Origin of the sequence: Micromonospora humidisoli (genome assembly GCF_016900955.1) — a bacterium.
In the GTDB taxonomy this organism is placed as follows: Bacteria; Actinomycetota; Actinomycetes; order Mycobacteriales; family Micromonosporaceae; genus Micromonospora; species Micromonospora wenchangensis.
This window is the reverse complement of sequence record NZ_JAFEUO010000004.1, coordinates 868,398-885,464: the sequence shown is the minus strand read 5'-3', so window position 1 is coordinate 885,464 and position 17,067 is coordinate 868,398. Positions and strand designations below refer to the sequence as shown.

Below are 17,067 nucleotides of genomic sequence, written 5' to 3'. Positions count from 1 at the left end.
CGAACCCGGAAGCTAAGCCCTCCAGCGCCGATGGTACTGCACTCGGGAGGGTGTGGGAGAGTAGGACACCGCCGGACAATCTTTCGGTCGAGGCCGGCCCCGTCACGGGGCCGGCCTCGACTGTTGTCCGCACCCATTCGCCCGCGACAGCCCCTCCAGCTGCGTCGAGGCCAGTCGAGGCCACATCCCGGTGTGACCGTCCGCCCCGACGCCCAGGAAGCCACCCGGGTACCGGTGGTTGCGGGCATCGGCGGCTGGCATAGCGCAACACAGCACACGCAGCGGAGCGCCGGGGGAGGGTCAGTCCCGGGTCTGGATGCCCTCGCGGAGCTGGCGGAAGAGGCCGGCCGAATCGTCGACGGGACGGTTGGCGAACATGCCCATCGCCACGCTGCCGTGGTCGGCCCAGCCGCAGATCGCGAAGTCGCCGCCGTCGCCGCTGGTCCGTCCACACTTCATCACGCCGCCGTACTTCCCGGCGGGCACCGTACGGACGTCGGTCACCCGGCCGGTTTCGTCGGCCATCAACCGGAACAGGCTGTCCAGTTCGCGTTCCGGCTGCCAGAGCAGGGTGGTGCCACCGAAGAACAGCACCACCCGCTTCTCGTCGGCCGGGTCGCGGTAGACCGTACCGATGCTGCGGTCCAGGTCGATGTCGGCGGCGAATCCACTGCGCAGGTAGTCGGCGGTACTGCGGGCCCGTTCGGAGTCGTCGCGGGTGAGACCGGCGAGGTGTGCCGGTGCATCCATCCGGACGGCCTTCTCCTGGGCGATGCGCCAGCCCGCGACGCCGAGCGCGGCGGCACCGGCGAGGCCGGCCACGAGAGCGACCGTCAGCGCGATCCGCCGGCGTCGGGACACCAGGCCCCGCCCCTGCGGGTCCTGCTCCGGGTCGTGGGTGCTCAACCGGATCGGCTCGTCGGTCAGCTCGACCGGTTCGGGACCCTCGATGAGCTGACGCTCGGTGAGATGTGCGTCGGACATGTTCGCCACCGTACGCGAATGACCGGTGGTGCACGTCGGGTCCGCCGAAGCGCTCCGTAGACTTTCACAGGTGACCGAGAGACTGGATGCCCGACGCCCCGACGCCCCGACCCTTGCCGGCCAGTACCAGCCCGGCGAGGTAGAGCAGCGACGGTACGAGCAGTGGGTAGCCGCCGGCCACTTCCGGGCGTCGGCGCAGAGTGACAAGCCTCCGTTCACCATCGTGATCCCCCCGCCGAACGTCACGGGTGTGCTGCACATGGGCCACGCCCTGGACCACACCGTCCAGGACTCGCTGGTGCGCCGCAAGCGGATGCAGGGGTACGAGGCGCTCTGGCTGCCCGGCACGGACCACGCCGGCATCGCCACCCAGAACGTGGTGGAGCGGCAGCTCGCCGGCCAGGGGCTGTCCCGGCACGACCTCGGCCGGGAGCAGTTCGTCGAGCGGGTCTGGCAGTGGAAGGCCGAGTCCGGCGGGGCGATCCTCGGCCAGATGCGCCGACTCGGCGACTCGGTCGACTGGGACCGGGAACGCTTCACCATGGACGAGGGCCTGTCCCGGGCCGTGCAGACCATGTTCAAGAAGCTCTACGACGACGGCCTGATCTACCGGGCCAACCGGATCATCAACTGGTGTCCGCGCTGCCTGACCGCCCTGTCGGACATCGAGGTGGAGCACACCGACGACGAGGGTGAGCTGGTCTCGATCCGGTACAGCGACGACGTCGTGGTCGCCACCACCCGGGCCGAGACGATGCTCGGGGACACCGCCGTGGCCGTGCACCCCGACGACGAGCGCTACCGGCACCTGATCGGCACCACGGTGGAGGTGCCGTTGACCGGCCGGCACATCCCGATCGTCGCCGACGAGCACGTCGACCCGGCGTTCGGCACCGGCATGGTCAAGGTCACCCCGGCACACGACCCCAACGACTTCGAGATCGGCCAGCGGCACGACCTGCCCGCCCTGACGATCATGGACGAGCGGGGCGTCATCACCGCGCCCGGCCCGTTCCAGGGCCTGGACCGCTACGAGGCCCGCCCGGCGATCGTGGCGGCGCTGCGCGAGCAGGGCCGGGTGGTGGCCGAGAAGCGGCCGTACGTGCACGCGGTGGGGCACTGCTCCCGGTGCCGTACCACGGTCGAGCCGCGGCTGTCGTTGCAGTGGTTCGTCAACACCGCCCCGCTGGCCAAGGCGGCCGGCGACGCGGTGCGCGACGGCCGGGTGACGATCGAGCCGGCCGAGCTGGCCAAGCGCTACTTCGCCTGGGTCGACAACATGCACGACTGGTGCATCTCCCGGCAGCTGTGGTGGGGCCACCGCATCCCCGTCTGGTACGGCCCGGCCGGCGAGATCGTCTGCGTCGGCCCGGACGAGACGCCCCCCACCGGCGAGGGCTGGCAGCAGGACGAGGACGTCCTGGACACCTGGTTCTCCAGCGGCCTGTGGCCGTTCTCCACCCTCGGCTGGCCGGAGCAGACCCCGGACCTGGCCAAGTTCTATCCGACCAGCGTGCTGGTCACCGGCTACGACATCCTCTTCTTCTGGGTCGCCCGGATGATGATGTTCGGCCTGTACGCGATGGACGGCCGGCAGCCGTTCGACACGGTCGCCCTGCACGGCATGGTCCGCGACCAGTACGGCAAGAAGATGTCGAAGTCGTTCGGCAACGTGGTCGACCCCCTGGACTGGGTCGACCGGTACGGGGCCGACGCGACCCGGTTCACCCTGGCCCGGGGCGCGAACCCGGGCGGGGACGTGCCGGTCAGCGAGGAGTGGTGCCAGGGCTCCCGCAACTTCTGCAACAAGCTGTGGAACGCCACCCGGTTCGCGCTGCTCAACGGCGCACACACCACCGGTCCGCTGCCGGCCGCCGACCAGCTCTCCACCGTCGACAGGTGGATCCTGTCCCGGCTGGCGCACGTCACCGCCGAGGTGGACGAGCAGTTCGAGGCGTACGAGTTCGCGAAGGTGTGCGACCTGCTCTACCACTTCGCCTGGGACGACGTCTGCGACTGGTACGTGGAGCTGGGCAAGCCGGTGCTCGCCGCCGGCGGGCCGGCCGCCGACGCCACCCGCCGGGTGCTCGGGCACGTGCTGGACCAGTTGCTGCGGCTGCTGCACCCGGTGATCCCGTTCGTCACCGAGGAACTGTGGACGGCACTGACCGGCGGCGAGACCGTCATGACGGCAGCCTGGCCGACCGCCGACCGTACGCTGATGGACGACGCCGCGGAGCGCGAGGTCGGCACCGTCCAGCGGGTGGTGACCGAGATCCGGCGGTTCCGCTCCGACCAGGGGCTGCGGCCCACCCAGCGGGTGGCCGCCCGACTGGACGGGCTGGCCGGGGCGGGCATCGCGACGCACGAGCCGCTGATCCGGTCGCTGGCCCGGCTGGACGCCCCGGCCGACGACTTCCAGGCCAGCGCCACCCTCGCCATGCCCGGCGAGGTCAGCGTGGCGCTGGACACCCGGGGGTCGATCGACGTGGCCGCCGAACGGGCCCGGCTCACCAAGGACCGGGCGGCCGCCGAGAAGGAGGTCGCGCAGGCCCGCGCGAAGCTCGACAACCCGGCGTTCGTCGGCAAGGCGCCCGAGCCGGTGGTCGCCAAGATCCGTGACCGGCTGGCGGTCGCCGAGGCCGACCTGGTCCGCATCGACGCCGCTCTGGAGGCGCTTCCGTCGTGACCGACCGTACCGACAAGCCCGGCCGGTCCGGCGGGGAGCGCGATGAGTTTGCCGCCGTCGACGCGGAGTTGACGGCGCGCGGGTTCACCCGCATGCACTTCTCGCTGGACCGCATCGAGTCGCTGCTCGACCTGCTCGGCAGCCCGCAGCGGGCGTACCCGTCCATCCACCTGACCGGGACGAACGGCAAGACGTCCACGGCCCGGATGATCGATTCGCTGTTGCGGGCCTTCGGGCTGCACACCGGCCGCTACACCAGCCCGCACCTGGAGACCGTCCGGGAGCGGATCAGCCTGGACGGGGAGCCGGTCGACGAGGCCCGCTTCGTCGCCACGTACCGCGAGGTGAAGCCGCTGGCCGACCTGGTCGACCAGCGGTCCGCCGAGCCGCTCACCTACTTCGACCTGACCACCGCGTTGGCGTTCGCCACGTTCGCCGACGCGCCTGTCGACGTGGCGGTGGTGGAGGTGGGCCTGGGCGGTGCCGAGGACGCCACCAACGTGCTCCAGGCCGGGGTGGCGGTGCTCACCCCGATCGGGCTGGACCACACCGAGTGGCTGGGCGACACCCTGGAGGACATCGCCCTGCACAAGGCCGGCATCATCCACTCCGGCGCGACGGTCATCGCCGCCGCGCAGGAGGAGGAGGCGGCCCGGCCGATCCTGGAACGGTGCGCCGAGGTCGGCGCGACCGTCGCCCGGGAGGGCGCGGAGTTCGGGGTGCTGCGCCGGGCGGTCGCCGTCGGCGGCCAGGTGCTGACCCTCCAGGGGCTCGGCGGGGTGTACGACGAGGTGTTCCTCCCGCTGCACGGCGCGCACCAGGCGCAGAACGCGGCGGTGGCGCTGGCCGCCGTCGAGGCGTTCCTCGGGGCCGGGGCGAAGCGGCAGCTCGACGTCGAGGCCGTCCGGGAGGGGTTCGCCGCGACCAGTTCCCCGGGCCGGCTGGAGAAGGTGCGCAACGCCCCGACGGTGCTGCTGGACGGGGCGCACAACCCGCACGGGATGGCCGCCACGGTCACCGCGCTCCAGGAGGAGTTCGCGTTCAGCAAGCTGGTCGGGGTGCTCGCCGTGCTCGGCGACAAGGACGCCGCCGGCCTGCTGGAACTGCTGGAACCGGTGCTCGACTCACTCGTCGTCACCCGCAACAGCTCACCCCGGGCGATGCCCGCCGAGGAGTTGGCCGGGCTGGCCCGGGAGGTCTTCGGGCCGGACCGGGTGCAGGTGGCCGACTCGATGCCGGACGCCATCGAGGCGGCCGTCGCCGAGGCCGAGTACGACGTCCCCGGGGAACTGGCCGGGGTGGGGGTGCTGGTCACCGGTTCGGTGGTGACGGTGGCCGACGCCCGACGGCTGCTCAAGCGATGACCGGCCCGACCCCGGGTGGCCCACGCCGGGACCGCGCCCCTGCCGACCAACCGGAGCCGGCCGGGAGTGCCGGCCGGGCCGACAGCGCCGGAGCGCCCGACCGCACCGCCCCGGCGCAGGACACGGGCCCGCAGGACACCGGATCGGCGCAGGACACCGGCCCGGCCGAGGGCAGTGGCCCGGCTGGGCGGCGTTCGGGGCTGCGTAATCCCGAGGCGGCCGTCCGGGGTCTCGGGGCCGGGACGCTCGGCCTGGAGGCGCTGGTGCTGCTGCTGGCGATCCAGCCGATCCGGCTGGTCGGCGGGCATTTCGGCGGGGCGGCGATCGCGGCCACCGTGGCGCTGGCCGTGGCGGCGGTCCTGCTGGCCGGCCTGATGCGCCGCCGGTGGGCCTGGTCGGCGGGCACCGTGTTGCAGGGGCTGCTGCTGCTCGCCGGCCTGCTGCACTGGTCGCTGTTCGGACTCGGGGTCATCTTCGCCCTGGTCTGGGCGTACGCATTGCACGTGCGGCGGGTCATCCTCGGCTGAGCCGGGTCACGCCTCGGCGCGTTCCCGCCACTGGGTCAGCGCGATGCCGTGCCCGTCCGGGTCCCGGAAGGCGGCGGCCCACACCTCCAGCCTGGTGCCCCGGTTGACCACCCGGGGCGCGTAGGTGAACCGGACGCCGGTGTCCTTGAGCCGCCGGTACGCCGTCTCGATGTCGTCGACCTCCAGGTTGACGTGGACCAGCCGGCGGCTTATCGGGGCGGCCCCGGTCACCTCGCGCAGCACCAGCCGGGTCTGCCCGGAGGCGAGCACCGCGTTGCCGGCGCCCCGGTCGAACTCCTCGAAGCCCAGGTCCCGGTAGAAGTCCAGCGAGCGGGACAGGTCGGTGACCAGCAGGGTCAGCCCGACGCCGCTGATCGGGCCGGCCGCATCGTCGCCCCCGGCGGTCGCGGCGGCCGGGTCGTACCCGAAGATCGCCTCGTCCAGGTCGGGGTCGAGCCGGCCGTCGCCGGTGGTGGTGGGGGCGTCCAGCGGGACGTCGACCGGGTCGAGAATCGGCGCGTCGAACCGTTCCTCGGCGGGCGGCCGGGGGGCGGGCGCGGCGGTGGCCGTCCCGGCGGCGGTGCCGGCAGCGGCCGAGGCGGTGCCAGCGGTGGCTGCCGAAGCGGTGCCGGCGGTGGTGGGGGCGGTGGCCCGGCGGGGGAGTTGGCCGGCCGTGGGCTGCTCCACCAGAGTGCCCTCCAGCACCACCGGGCCGCCCGGCCGCTGGTGCACCACCACCGGCTCCCGCTCGTCGTCGGTCAGCACCTCGACGTCGTCGCGCAGCGGCTCGGCCCGGACCGGGTCCGGGTGCGGCGACTCCGGGCGCAGCGGCTCGGCCCGGACCGGGTCGGCGGGCGGCGGCTCGCGCAGGTCGTCCCGGAACTCGTCGTGGAAGTCGTCGTCGGCCGTCCGGCCCGCCCACGGCGGGGCCTCCTGCTGGATCAGCATGTCGTCGAGCGGCTCGGCGTCGGCGTACTCCGGGGGCAGGTCGGTCACGCCCGTGGCGGCCTCGGTGTGGGTCGGCACCTCGTCCCAGAGGACGCGGACGTGCCGCTGGTCGTCCAGGGCCACCCGGATCGGCAGGGTCTGCCCCAGTGACGGCCATTTCGCCACCGGCACCCGGGGTTCGATGATCTTCTTGGACCGGGGCGGCAGGCCCGGCGCGTCGATCACCAACTGGAGTTCGCACCGGCCGAAGGCGTACTGGGTGGGGGGTTCGGAGGCGCTGTGTACGTGGCCGACGCCGACCACCCAGGTGCGTCCGCCGCCGCGCACGGTGCCCAGGGCGACGGCGAGCACGACCAGGGCCACCCCCAGCGCGACGATGGCCCAGCTGGTCATGCCCAGCCCGAACAGGACGACGAAGGCCGCCACGGTGCCGAGCACCACGGCGATCAGCTTGCGTACCGGCGCGATGGTGCGGTTCCCGCCATTCGCCACAGTGGACCTCCCAGGGGTCAGAGCCAGGCTAGGCCGCGCGGCGACCGAGGGAAAGAGCAGCCGCCGCGCCGGTGCCGGGACCGGGTCGCTAGGCTGACCGTACCCAGCCGAACCGCCTTGTGCGCACAGGAGGAACCCAGCGTGTCCAGCAGCAGCGCGGATGAGCGCACCCTCGTACTGATCAAGCCCGACGCGGTGCGCCGTGGCCTGGTCGGCGAGATCGTCTCCCGCTTCGAGCGCAAGGGCCTGCGGATCGACGCGCTGGAGATCCGGACGCTGGACGGCGGATTCGCCGACCAGCACTACGCCGAGCACGTGGACAAGCCGTTCTACCCGCCGCTGAAGACGTTCATGACCAGCGGGCCGCTGGTGTCGCTGGTGCTCTCCGGCGACCAGGTGATCGAGGTGGTCCGGGCGATGATCGGCAGCACCGACGGGCGGAAGGCAGCCGCCGGCACGATCCGGGGCGACCTGTCGCTGTCCAACCGGGAGAACCTGGTGCACGCCTCGGACTCCACCGACAGTGCCAAGCGCGAGATCGCCCTGTGGTTCCCCGCCCTGGGCTGAGCCCGCGCTGACCCGGGCGGATGCTACCGGCCGACCGGGTCGTGGGGCGCGGGGGAGGTCAGGGGACGGGGCGGTCGCGGAACGGGCGGCCCCGGCCGAGCGCGTCGGCGTACCCCCAGCGGCCCTTGATGTCGAGCAGTTCGATCTCGCCCAGTTCCTCGGGGACGGCGGCGTCGACGGCGAGATGGTCCTCGTACGGTTCGAGTCCGAGCAGCGCGCGCAGCAGCATCAGGGGCGCCCCGGCCGACGGCGCGTACGGGCTGTCGGTGAACCCGTGCGGGACGGGGACGTGGGTGGTGGCCCGGTCGTAGCCGGTGAGGTACGCCGGCAGCCGGCCCTGGAAGTGCCGGGCGGCGTCGAGCAGCCCGGTGGCGACCCGGGCGGCCTGCGCCCGGAACCCGGCCCGGCGCAGCCCCCAGGCGATCAGCGAGTTCTCCCACGGCCAGACCGCGCCGGTGTGATGGCCCAGCGGGTTGTAGTCGGCCGCCGTACTGGCCAGGGTGCGGATGCCCCAGCCGGAGTACAGCGCCGGGGACATCAGGTGCGCCACCAGCTGCTCGGCGCGGTGCGGGGCGACGATGCCGGTGCACAGCAATTGCCCCATGTTGGACGTGAGGGAGTCCAGCGGGACGCCGTCGAGCTGCACCGCCACCGCGTAGTGGCCCCGGTCGGGCAGCCAGAAGTCCCGGTCGAACCGGTCCCGCAGCCGGGCGGCGTCGCGTTCGAGCCGGTCGGCCCAGGCAGGGTCGTCCCAGAACCGGCGGGCCATCCGGGCGGCCCGACGGCGGGCCTCGAAGGCGTACCCCTGGATCTCGCAGATCGCCAGCGGGTAGGTGGGTGGGCGGCCGTCGTCGAAGCAGATCGCGTCGGCGGAGTTGCGCCAGCTCTCGTTCTGCGGCCCGGTGCGGGTCGGGTGCTGGGTGGACCAGACATAGCCGCTGCCGGCCCGGTCCGCGTCGCGTTCGAGCCAGCCGATGGCGGCCCGGATCTCGAACTCGAACCGGCGTACCAGGTCCGCGTCGCCGGTCCAGCGTTCGTACTCGTCGAGCAGGATGACGAAGGCGGCGGTGGTGTCGACCGCGCTGAAGCTGGCCGACTCCGGGGTGTCGTTGAACGCACCGGAGTCGCCGTACCGGCTCTCCTGGACGATCTTGCCGGGTTGTTCGCCGCGGAACGGGTCGTGCCGGACGCCCTGGCTCAGCGCCAGGATACGCAGCGTGTTGACCGCCCGTTCGGGCATGAAGGGGAGCGCCTGGAAGCTGCTGACCAGGCTCTCCCGGCCGAGCAGCGCCATCGACCAGGGCAGTCCGGTGGCGGGCAGCGCGGTCTGGAAGTTCAGCCCGGGGTAGTGCAGCGCGGCCAGGTCGCGTACGCCGTACTCGTACGCCTGCTGGAGCGGTTTGTGGTCGGCGCGCAGCCGGGGCACCCCGGCGGTGTGGGCGGCGATCTCCCGGCCCCGCTGGTGCCCGCTGCGGCCCACCGAACTGGTCAGCCGTTCCCGTAGGTCACGGCGGTGCAGGTCGCGTAGCAGGGCCAGCACCCGCAGCCGGGTGGACCAGGAGCCGTGGGGTTCGACGGTGACCGTCCAGGTCAGGCCGTGCTGGTCGAGCGCGGCCGGGGTGCTGGCGGTGATCACCGTCTCCCGGTGCAGGCCGGCCCGCCGGTAGTGCAGCCGTAGCGCGTCGTCGGCGACGGTGGCGGTCACCGGTCGGGCCCGCTTGAAGCCGTCGCGGACCTCCAGCACCTCGGCGAAGTCCGCGCCGACGTCGAGTCGGACGACGTAGCGCACCGGTTCCGGCGCGTAGTTGAACAGGGTGATCTCTTCCTCGTACTCCGGACCGACCCAGCGGTGCCGCAGCACGGAGGTGGTGGCGTTGACGTAGTGCGTGGGTTCGCCGGGGACCAGCCCGAACTTCGCCTCGTAGGTGGCGACGTCGTCGACGGAGAGCACCGAGAGGGATTCGCTGTTGATGGTCAGCCGCCAGGTGGACAGGAACCGGGTGTCGAAGGAGAAGAGCCCGAGCGGGGAGGTCGGCGCGGCCGACACATTCCCGTTCCTCTCGCTGATCATGAAAATGTTGCCGGCGAAGACGCTGGTGACCTCGTTCAGCCCGACGACGCCGGTGGCGGTGTGGGGGGCCAGCTCGGCGGCGGGTTCGGTGCCGACGCTGTCGGCGTCGACCGGCAGCAGCCGCCGGAAGGTGAACAGCAGCGCCAGGTCGCCGGCGACCGAGATGTCGCCGCGCAGCAGCATCGACACCAGGTTGTCCCGACCGGCCAGCAGCCGGGCGAACGCCTCCGGCCGAACCTCCACCGTGCAGTCGGGGTGTTCGCCGGTGCGGGTGACCCGGGTCTGTGCACCGGCGAGCCGGACGTACCAGGTGGCGGTCTCGCCGCCCTCGGCGACGACGTCGAAGCGGAGCAGTCCGGTGGGGGCGATGGGCAGCCGGCCCCGGCAGTTCCCGACCAGGGCGGCGAAGAACTCGTCGATCCGCCCGTCCACGGCCTGCTCCCGTCCCACCGCTGCGCCACCCGAAAAAGGTCCAGGCGTGCCAAAAGGAACAATACGCCGTGCCGGGACCGGCGGGGCGCGCTTAAGTGGAAGAACGCCACTACCTGCGAAAATGCCGGGGAGGGTTCGACGATGGACGGGCAGACGGCCGCCGGGATGCGGTACCGGACGTACGGGCACGGCCGGCGGGGCACCTTCCTGCTGGTGCACGGCTGGTGTTGCGACCACGACTTCATGGCACCCCTCGCCCGGCACCTGGCCACCCGCCAGGACCGGGTGATCGCCGTCGACATGCCGGGCCACGGGGCCAGCCCACCCCCGGCCGACGGCTATGCGGTCACCGCGATGGCCGGCCACCTGAGGGCCTTCGTCGGCGCGCTCGACCTGCGCCGGGTCGTCGTGATCGGGCACAGCCTGGGCGGGGTCTGGTCACTCCAGGCCGCCGCCGGGGACCGGGACCGGTTCACCGGACTGGGGCTGCTCGACTCGGCGGTGGCCGGGGCACCCGGTTCCGCCGCCGCGATCGCCCAGGTGGCGGCGTCGCTGCGGGAGGACACCTCGGGCGCGGTCCGGGAGTCGATCGTCAGGTCGTACTTCCCGCCGTACTCGGACCCGCGCCTGGTGGAACGGGTGGTGGCGGCCTGCGCCCGACCGTCGACCGAGGTGGCGTACGCGCCGATCGCCGGGCTGGCCGACTGGATCGCCGGCGAGCAGGACGTGGCCGCCCTGGGCCGCTGGGACCGCCCGCTGCTCTTCGTGGGCAGCAACGCCCCGTTCGCCGACTACGCCCGGTTGGCCGAACTCGCCCCGCAGGCGTTCATCGGGCAGACCGTGGGTTCCGGGCACTTCGTGCAGCTCCAGGTGCCGGCGCAGGTCGACGCGATGGTCGACCGCTACCTGGAGGTCACCGGCTAGCGCCGTACCGCCTCAGAGGGTGTCGAGCGTGGCGCGGCGACGGGACTCCGCCTCGAAGACCGTCAACAGCCCGGCCGCCAGCACGGCGTAGCCGACCCCGACGGCCAGTTCGAGGCCGATCGCCGGCAGGACGTCGCCCAGCGGGGCACCGCCGGCCAGCCGCCGGGCCGCGTCGGCGGCGTGGGTGATCGGCAGCACCGCGCCCACCGCACGGATGCCCGCCGGCAGGTCGTCGGCCGGCACGTTCACCCCGGTGAACAACAGCAGCAGCGCCACCGCCACGTTCGAGATCAGGAAGACGTCCCGGAAGCGCAACCCGAGCGCCCCCAGGGTCAGCCCGAAGAACCCGCAGGCAAGCGAGGCCGTGGCCAGCGCCAGCAGCAGGCCGGGCAGGGCGGTGGCCGGGACCCGCAGGCCGAGCAGGAGCGCGGCGACGGTGAGCGTGCTCGCCGCGATCAGCAGGCCGTTGCCGGCGTACGGCAGCACCCGGCCGAGGAAGATGGCGGTGCGGCTGCGCGGGGAGAGCAACACGTGCCCGAGGGTGCCGAAACGCCGCTCGTTGGCCACCGCCATGGTGCCGCCGAACACGCAGGCCAGCGCGGCGGTGAGCACCGCGTTGCCGACGATGTAGAACCGGTCGTCGGCGACCCCGAACTCCCGCCCCAGATAGGCGAAGAAGAAGAGCTGGAACAGCGGACCCACCAGCAGGGTGCCCACGAAGATCGACGGGGTGGTCCAGTTGAACAGGGCCCGGTAGGCGATGACCCCGCCCACCCCGACCAGCCGCAGCAGCGCGCCCACCGGTGCCTCCTCAGGCCAGGGCCAGGGTCGCGGAGACCCGGGCCCGGCGCTCGACGTACGTCATCAGGGCCCAGCCGGCGGCCAGGCAGGCCAGGCTGATCGCCAGGCAGACGCCCAGCGCCGGCCAGACCGGCCCGCCGGACGCCGCCTCGTGCACCGCACGGGCACCCCAGGTGGTCGGCAGCACCGCGGCGACCGGCCCGGTCCAGCCGGGCAGCGCGGTGACCGGCACGAGCATCCCGGAGACCAACCAGATCGGGTACTCCAGCATGTTCGCCAGCGCGTTGGCGTGCCGCAGCAGCACGAAGCTGGACGCCAGCAGCAGGCCGAACATGCCCAGCCCGGCGATGCAACCGGCCACCGCCACCGGGAAGGCCACCGGGTGGGCGAAGTCGAGCGGGATGCCGTAGAGCAGCCGGCCCCAGGCCAGCGTGGCGAGCATCGCGTAGGTGCCGGTGACGCCGGTGGCCAGGGTGACCGGCAGCAGCACCAGCGCCGGCGGCCGGGGCGCCAACATGATCATTTCCAGGGTGCCCTGCCAGCGCTGGTTCTGGATCGCCCCGCCGGAGCCGAACAGCACCGTCGACCAGACCCCCATCAGGCCCGCGCCGACCGCCGCCTCCAGCAACCGGTCCGGCTCACCGCCGGCGCGGAACAGGTAGACCGCCAGGGTCGCCTGCACCACCGGCACGATCAACGCGATGGCGATCTCGAACGGGGAACGGCTGAGCTGCTTGACGTGCAGCAGCGCGCCGACCGCGATCATCCGTACGGTGTTCACGCCGGCACCGGCCCGGGCACCGGCGTCGTCGCCCGGTTGACGATCGCCACGTACGCGTCCTCCAGGGTGGGCTGCCGGGCGGTCACCCGGCCCAGCCGTACCCCGCCCAGCTCCCGCAGCACGTCGGCCTGCACGTCCACCCCCGCGTCGGACTGCACCCCGAGCAGCTGCGCCGCCCCGTGCACCGCCAGGCTCACCTCGCGTACGCCCGGCCGGGCCCGGATGGCGGCCAGCTGCCCGTCGGTCACCCCGTACGCCTCCACCTCCAGCACCCGCCGGCCGTCGGCGTGGTGGCGCAGCTCGGCGGGGGTGCCCAGGGCCTGGATCCGGCCGCCCGCGATCACCGCGATCCGGCCGCACAACTCGTCGGCCTCGGCCATGTAGTGCGTGGTCAGCAGCACGGTGGTGCCGGTGGCGGCCAGGTCGGCGACGGTCTGCCGCAGCTCCCGGGCGGCCACCGGGTCGACCCCGATCGACGGCTCGTCGAGGAACAGCACCCGGGGCCGGTGCAGCAGCCCCCGGGCGATGTGCAGCCGCTGGCGCATCCCCCGGGAGTAGCCCTCGACCCGGTCGTCCTCCCGGCCGGTCAACCGGACCAGCTCGAACAGCTCCGCGATCCGACGCTTCTGCTCCCGGCCCGGTACGCCGTACAACTCGGCGAAGTAGCGCAGGTTGTCCCGGGCGGAGAGCCGGTCGTAGAGGCCCCGGTCGCCGCCGAAGACGTACCCGATGCGCCGGCGCACCTCCCGGGTCTGCCGGACCACGTCGAAGCCGCAGATCCTCGCCTCGCCCCCGGTCGGGACGAGCAGGGTGTTGAGCAGCTTGATGGTGGTGGTCTTGCCGGCGCCGTTCGGGCCGAGCAGGCCGAACAGCTCACCGTGGCCCACCGCGAGGTCGACCCCGGCGACGGCGTGCACCTCCCGGCGCTGCGGTCGTAACCAGCCGGTCCGGCTGCGGTAGCTGCGGTGCAGCCCCACCGCCTCGATCGCGTGCTCACCCATGGCCGCGAATCTATGGGTCGGCCGGGCCCGCCGCACCCCCGTTACTCGGCGGCGGCGACCCGCACCGGTCGAGTATCCTTGCCGGTACAGGCTTCGACCCGGCCATCACCGGTGAGCCTCCGGAAGAAAGGGCCCCGAGGGCCCGACTAGAACCGGACGGGGCGGCCCGTCACAGCCGACCAACGAGCGGGCGGTCGATCCTGACCGTCAAGCGGGGTGGTACCGCGGGCCCGGCCCGGGGCGTCGACGACGGCGTGCCGGCACAGGGCTCGTCCTCGCAGACCACGACTGAGTGAGCTGCCAGAGGAGAGCGACCCCCGATGGGCTATCCGTTGCACGACCCGACCGCCGCCGGCGTCCCGGCGAGCCCGGACCTGCCCGCGGTCGAGCGCCGTGTCCTGGAGCACTGGAGCGCCGACCACACCTTCGAGGCCTCGGTGGCGGCCCGGCCGGCCGGCGACGACGGCAAGAACGAGTACGTCTTCTACGACGGCCCGCCGTTCGCCAACGGCCTGCCGCACTACGGCCACCTGTTCACCGGGTACGTCAAGGACGTGGTGCCGCGCTACCAGACCATGCGCGGCCGGCACGTCGAGCGGCGCTTCGGCTGGGACTGCCACGGCCTGCCCGCCGAGGTGGTGGCCGAGAAGCAGCTCGGCATCACCAGCAAGGCGGAGATCCTCGACCTCGGGGTGGCCCGGTTCAACGAGGCGTGCCGCTCCTCGGTGCTGGAGTTCACCCAGGACTGGGAACGGTACGTCACCCGGCAGGCCCGCTGGGTCGACTTCACCAACGACTACAAGACCCTCGACCTGGACTACATGGAAAGCGTCATGTGGGCCTTCAAGACCCTGCACGACAAGGGCCTGGTCTACGAGGGCTTCCGGGTGTTGGCGTACTGCTGGCGGTGCGAGACGCCGTTGTCGAACACCGAGACCCGGATGGACGACGTCTACCGCGACCGGCACGACCCGACCCTGTCGGTGTGGTTCACCCTCACCCCCGACGAGAACGCCCCGGAGCTGCTGCGCGGGCCGGTGCGGCTGGGCGTGTGGACCACCACGCCGTGGACCCTGCCGTCCAACCTGGCGCTCGCCGTCGGTCCCGACATCGAGTACGCGGTGCTCGACCGCGACGGGGAACGGTTCGTCGTCGGCGCGGCCCGGCTCGGCGCGTACGCCAAGGAGCTGGAAGGTTACGAGCAGGTCGGCACCGTGTACGGCCGGGACCTGGTCGGCCGGCGGTACACCCCGCTCTACGACTTCCTCGTCGAGCAGGCCGGGGAGAACGCCTACCAGGTGCTCGGCGCGGAGTTCGTCACCACCGAGGACGGCACCGGGATCGTGCACCTGGCCCCGGCCTTCGGCGAGGACGACCAGAACGTCTGCAACGCCGCCGGCATCCCCACCATCGTCACCGTGGACGACCACACCCGGTTCACCGCGCTGGTCCCGCCCTACCAGGGCGAGCAGGTCTTCGACGTCAACAAGCCGGTGATCCGGGAGCTCAAGGAGCGGGGGGTGGTGTTGAAGCAGGACACCTACACCCACTCGTACCCGCACTGCTGGCGCTGCGACACCCCGCTGGTCTACAAGGCGGTGTCGTCGTGGTTCGTCGCGGTGACGCAGTTCCGGGACCGGATGGTCGAGCTGAACCAGCAGATCAACTGGACGCCCGGCCACATCAAGGACGGCTCGTTCGGCAAGTGGCTGGCCAACGCCCGGGACTGGTCGATCAGCCGCAACCGGTTCTGGGGCTCGCCGATCCCGGCCTGGAAGTCCGACGACCCGAACTACCCCCGGCTGGACGTCTACGGCTCGCTGGCCGAGATCGAACGGGACTTCGGCGTACGCCTGACCGACCTGCACCGGCCGGCCGTGGACGACCTGACCCGCCCCAACCCGGACGACCCGACCGGGCGCTCGACGATGCGTCGGGTGCCGGAGGTGCTGGACTGCTGGTTCGAGTCCGGGTCGATGCCGTTCGCCCAGGTGCACTACCCGTTCGAGAACGCGGACTGGTTCGAGCACCACTACCCGGGTGACTTCATCGTCGAGTACATCGGGCAGACCCGGGGCTGGTTCTACACCATGCACGTGCTGGCCACCGCGCTGTTCGACCGGCCGGCGTTCCGCAACTGCCTCAGCCACGGCATCCTGCTCGGCTCCGACGGGCGCAAGATGTCCAAGAGCCTGCGCAACTACCCGGACGTCTACCACGTCTTCGACGCGTACGGCTCGGACGCGATGCGCTGGATGCTGATGTCCTCGCCGGTGCTGCGCGGCGGCGACATGGCGGTCACCGAACCGGCGATCCGCGACGCCGTCCGGCAGGTGCTGCTGCCGCTGTGGAACGTCTGGTACTTCTTCTCGCTCTACGCCAACGCCGACGGGCACACCGCCCGGCGGCGGGTGGACAGCACGCACCTGCTCGACCGGTACGTGCTGGCCAAGACCCGCGAGCTGGTGGAGACCGTCGGCACGCAGATGGACGCGTACGACATCTCCGGGGCGTGCGCCTCCGTCCGGTCCTACCTCGATGCGCTGACCAACTGGTACGTGCGGCGCTCCCGGGACCGGTTCTGGTCGGGTGACGCCGATGCGTTCGACACGCTGTGGACCGTGCTGGAGACGCTCTGCCGGGTGGTGGCGCCGCTGGCCCCGCTGACCGCCGAGGAGATCTGGCGCGGGCTGACCGGCGAGCGGTCGGTGCACCTGACCGACTGGCCGTCGGCGCAGGATCTGCCCGCCGACCACGACCTGGTCGCGGCGATGGACGCCACCCGGGACGTCTGCTCGGCGGCGCTGTCGCTGCGCAAGGCCAAGGGGCTGCGGGTCCGGCTGCCGCTGCCGAAGCTGACCGTGGCCTCCCCGGTCGCCGACCAGCTCCGGCCGTTCGCCGACCTGGTCGCCGACGAGGTCAACGTCAAGGAGGTGGCGTTCTCGGCGGAGGTCGCCAGCTACTGCCAGCAGGTGCTGACGGTGGTGCCCCGGGCGCTCGGCCCCCGGGTCGGCAAGCAGGTGCAGCAGGTGATCAGGGCGGTCAAGGCGGGGGAGTGGGAGCTGCGCGACGGCGCTCCGGTCGCCGCCGGGGTCACCCTCGCCGAGGGCGAGTACGAGCTGCGGCTGGTCGCCGCCGACGCCGAGCACTCCGCGCCGCTGCCCGGTGGTGAGGGCGTGGTGGTGCTCGACACCGAGGTCACCCCGGAACTGGCCGCCGAGGGGCTGGCCCGGGACGTGGTCCGGGTGGTGCAGCAGGCCCGTCGGGATGCCGACCTGGACATCTCCGACCGGATCGTGGTGTCGGTGGCGGCCTCCGAGCAGGTCCGGGCGGCGGTGTCGGCGTACACCGGGTTCGTGGCCCGGGAGGTGCTGGCCGACACGGTGGACTTCGCCGACGGCGTCGACGGCTTCACCGGTGAGGTCGGCGACGGCGAGCGGGTGACGGTGACCGTCCGCCCGGTGTGAGGACGTCGGTGGGGCCCCG

12 protein-coding genes and 1 rRNA gene are annotated in these 17,067 nt (G+C 72.6%); 7 read left to right on the top strand and 6 right to left on the bottom strand.

Features of this window, described 5'->3' with window-relative positions:
* Positions 1-77, top strand: a 5S ribosomal RNA gene (gene rrf, locus JQN84_RS32675); the annotation flags it as partial.
* Between the two features lie 223 nt (positions 78-300).
* On the opposite strand, the gene JQN84_RS18740 is transcribed toward rrf, so the two are convergent.
* Entirely contained in the window at positions 301-984 is a 684-nt protein-coding gene (locus JQN84_RS18740) for a hypothetical protein (protein ID WP_204959596.1), read from the bottom strand.
* A 70-nt stretch (positions 985-1,054) separates the two neighbouring features.
* Here JQN84_RS18740 and JQN84_RS18735 point away from each other — a divergent pair, with 70 nt between their 5' ends.
* The 3 genes from JQN84_RS18735 (at position 1,055) to JQN84_RS32600 (ending at position 5,564) form a co-directional block, all read left to right on the top strand.
* Positions 1,055-3,673, top strand: coding sequence for a valine--tRNA ligase (locus tag JQN84_RS18735; protein WP_204959595.1), 2,619 nt, complete (start codon positions 1,055-1,057; stop codon positions 3,671-3,673).
* Between the two features lie 92 nt (positions 3,674-3,765).
* Positions 3,766-5,037 (top strand): bifunctional folylpolyglutamate synthase/dihydrofolate synthase, encoded by a 1,272-nt coding sequence (locus tag JQN84_RS18730; RefSeq protein ID WP_239485752.1) that lies wholly within the window; start codon positions 3,766-3,768, stop codon positions 5,035-5,037.
* Positions 5,034-5,564 (top strand): DUF4233 domain-containing protein, encoded by a 531-nt coding sequence (locus JQN84_RS32600; protein ID WP_204959593.1) that lies wholly within the window; start codon positions 5,034-5,036, stop codon positions 5,562-5,564. The genes JQN84_RS18730 and JQN84_RS32600 overlap by 4 nt, the downstream gene beginning before the upstream one ends.
* Before the next feature lie 6 nt (positions 5,565-5,570).
* Here JQN84_RS32600 and JQN84_RS18720 read toward each other — a convergent pair whose 3' ends face one another.
* Positions 5,571-7,004 (bottom strand): VOC family protein, encoded by a 1,434-nt coding sequence (locus tag JQN84_RS18720; protein WP_204959592.1) that lies wholly within the window; start codon positions 7,002-7,004, stop codon positions 5,571-5,573.
* Positions 7,005-7,145: 141 nt separating this feature from the next.
* Between JQN84_RS18720 and ndk the strand changes: the two genes are divergently transcribed.
* Positions 7,146-7,571 carry a nucleoside-diphosphate kinase gene (ndk, locus tag JQN84_RS18715; protein ID WP_204959591.1) on the top strand — a complete coding sequence of 142 codons (426 nt, stop codon included), beginning with the start codon at positions 7,146-7,148 and terminating at the stop codon, positions 7,569-7,571.
* A 58-nt stretch (positions 7,572-7,629) separates the two neighbouring features.
* Here ndk and JQN84_RS18710 read toward each other — a convergent pair whose 3' ends face one another.
* Positions 7,630-10,092 (bottom strand): glycogen debranching N-terminal domain-containing protein, encoded by a 2,463-nt coding sequence (locus tag JQN84_RS18710; protein WP_204959590.1) that lies wholly within the window; start codon positions 10,090-10,092, stop codon positions 7,630-7,632.
* Positions 10,093-10,215: 123 nt separating this feature from the next.
* Here JQN84_RS18710 and JQN84_RS18705 point away from each other — a divergent pair, with 123 nt between their 5' ends.
* Entirely contained in the window at positions 10,216-10,998 is a 783-nt protein-coding gene (locus tag JQN84_RS18705) for an alpha/beta fold hydrolase (RefSeq protein WP_204959589.1), read from the top strand.
* 12 nt (positions 10,999-11,010) lie between these two features.
* On the opposite strand, the gene JQN84_RS18700 is transcribed toward JQN84_RS18705, so the two are convergent.
* The 3 genes from JQN84_RS18700 to JQN84_RS18690 are packed head-to-tail and all read right to left on the bottom strand — an operon-like array spanning position 11,011 to position 13,581.
* On the bottom strand, positions 11,011-11,799 hold the full coding sequence (locus tag JQN84_RS18700) for an ABC transporter permease (protein ID WP_307821308.1): 789 nt from the start codon (positions 11,797-11,799) through the stop codon (positions 11,011-11,013).
* A gap of 10 nt (positions 11,800-11,809) precedes the next feature.
* A complete protein-coding gene (locus JQN84_RS18695; RefSeq protein ID WP_307821306.1) occupies positions 11,810-12,580 on the bottom strand; it encodes an ABC transporter permease in 771 nt (256 codons plus the stop codon).
* Entirely contained in the window at positions 12,577-13,581 is a 1,005-nt protein-coding gene (locus tag JQN84_RS18690; protein ID WP_204959588.1) for an ABC transporter ATP-binding protein, read from the bottom strand. Before JQN84_RS18690 ends, JQN84_RS18695 begins: the two co-directional genes overlap by 4 nt.
* Positions 13,582-13,901: 320 nt before the next feature.
* Between JQN84_RS18690 and ileS the strand changes: the two genes are divergently transcribed.
* Positions 13,902-17,048: an isoleucine--tRNA ligase gene (ileS, locus tag JQN84_RS18685; protein WP_204959587.1), complete on the top strand. Its 3,147-nt coding sequence runs from the start codon at positions 13,902-13,904 to the stop codon at positions 17,046-17,048.
* Positions 17,049-17,067: the final 19 nt, after the last annotated feature.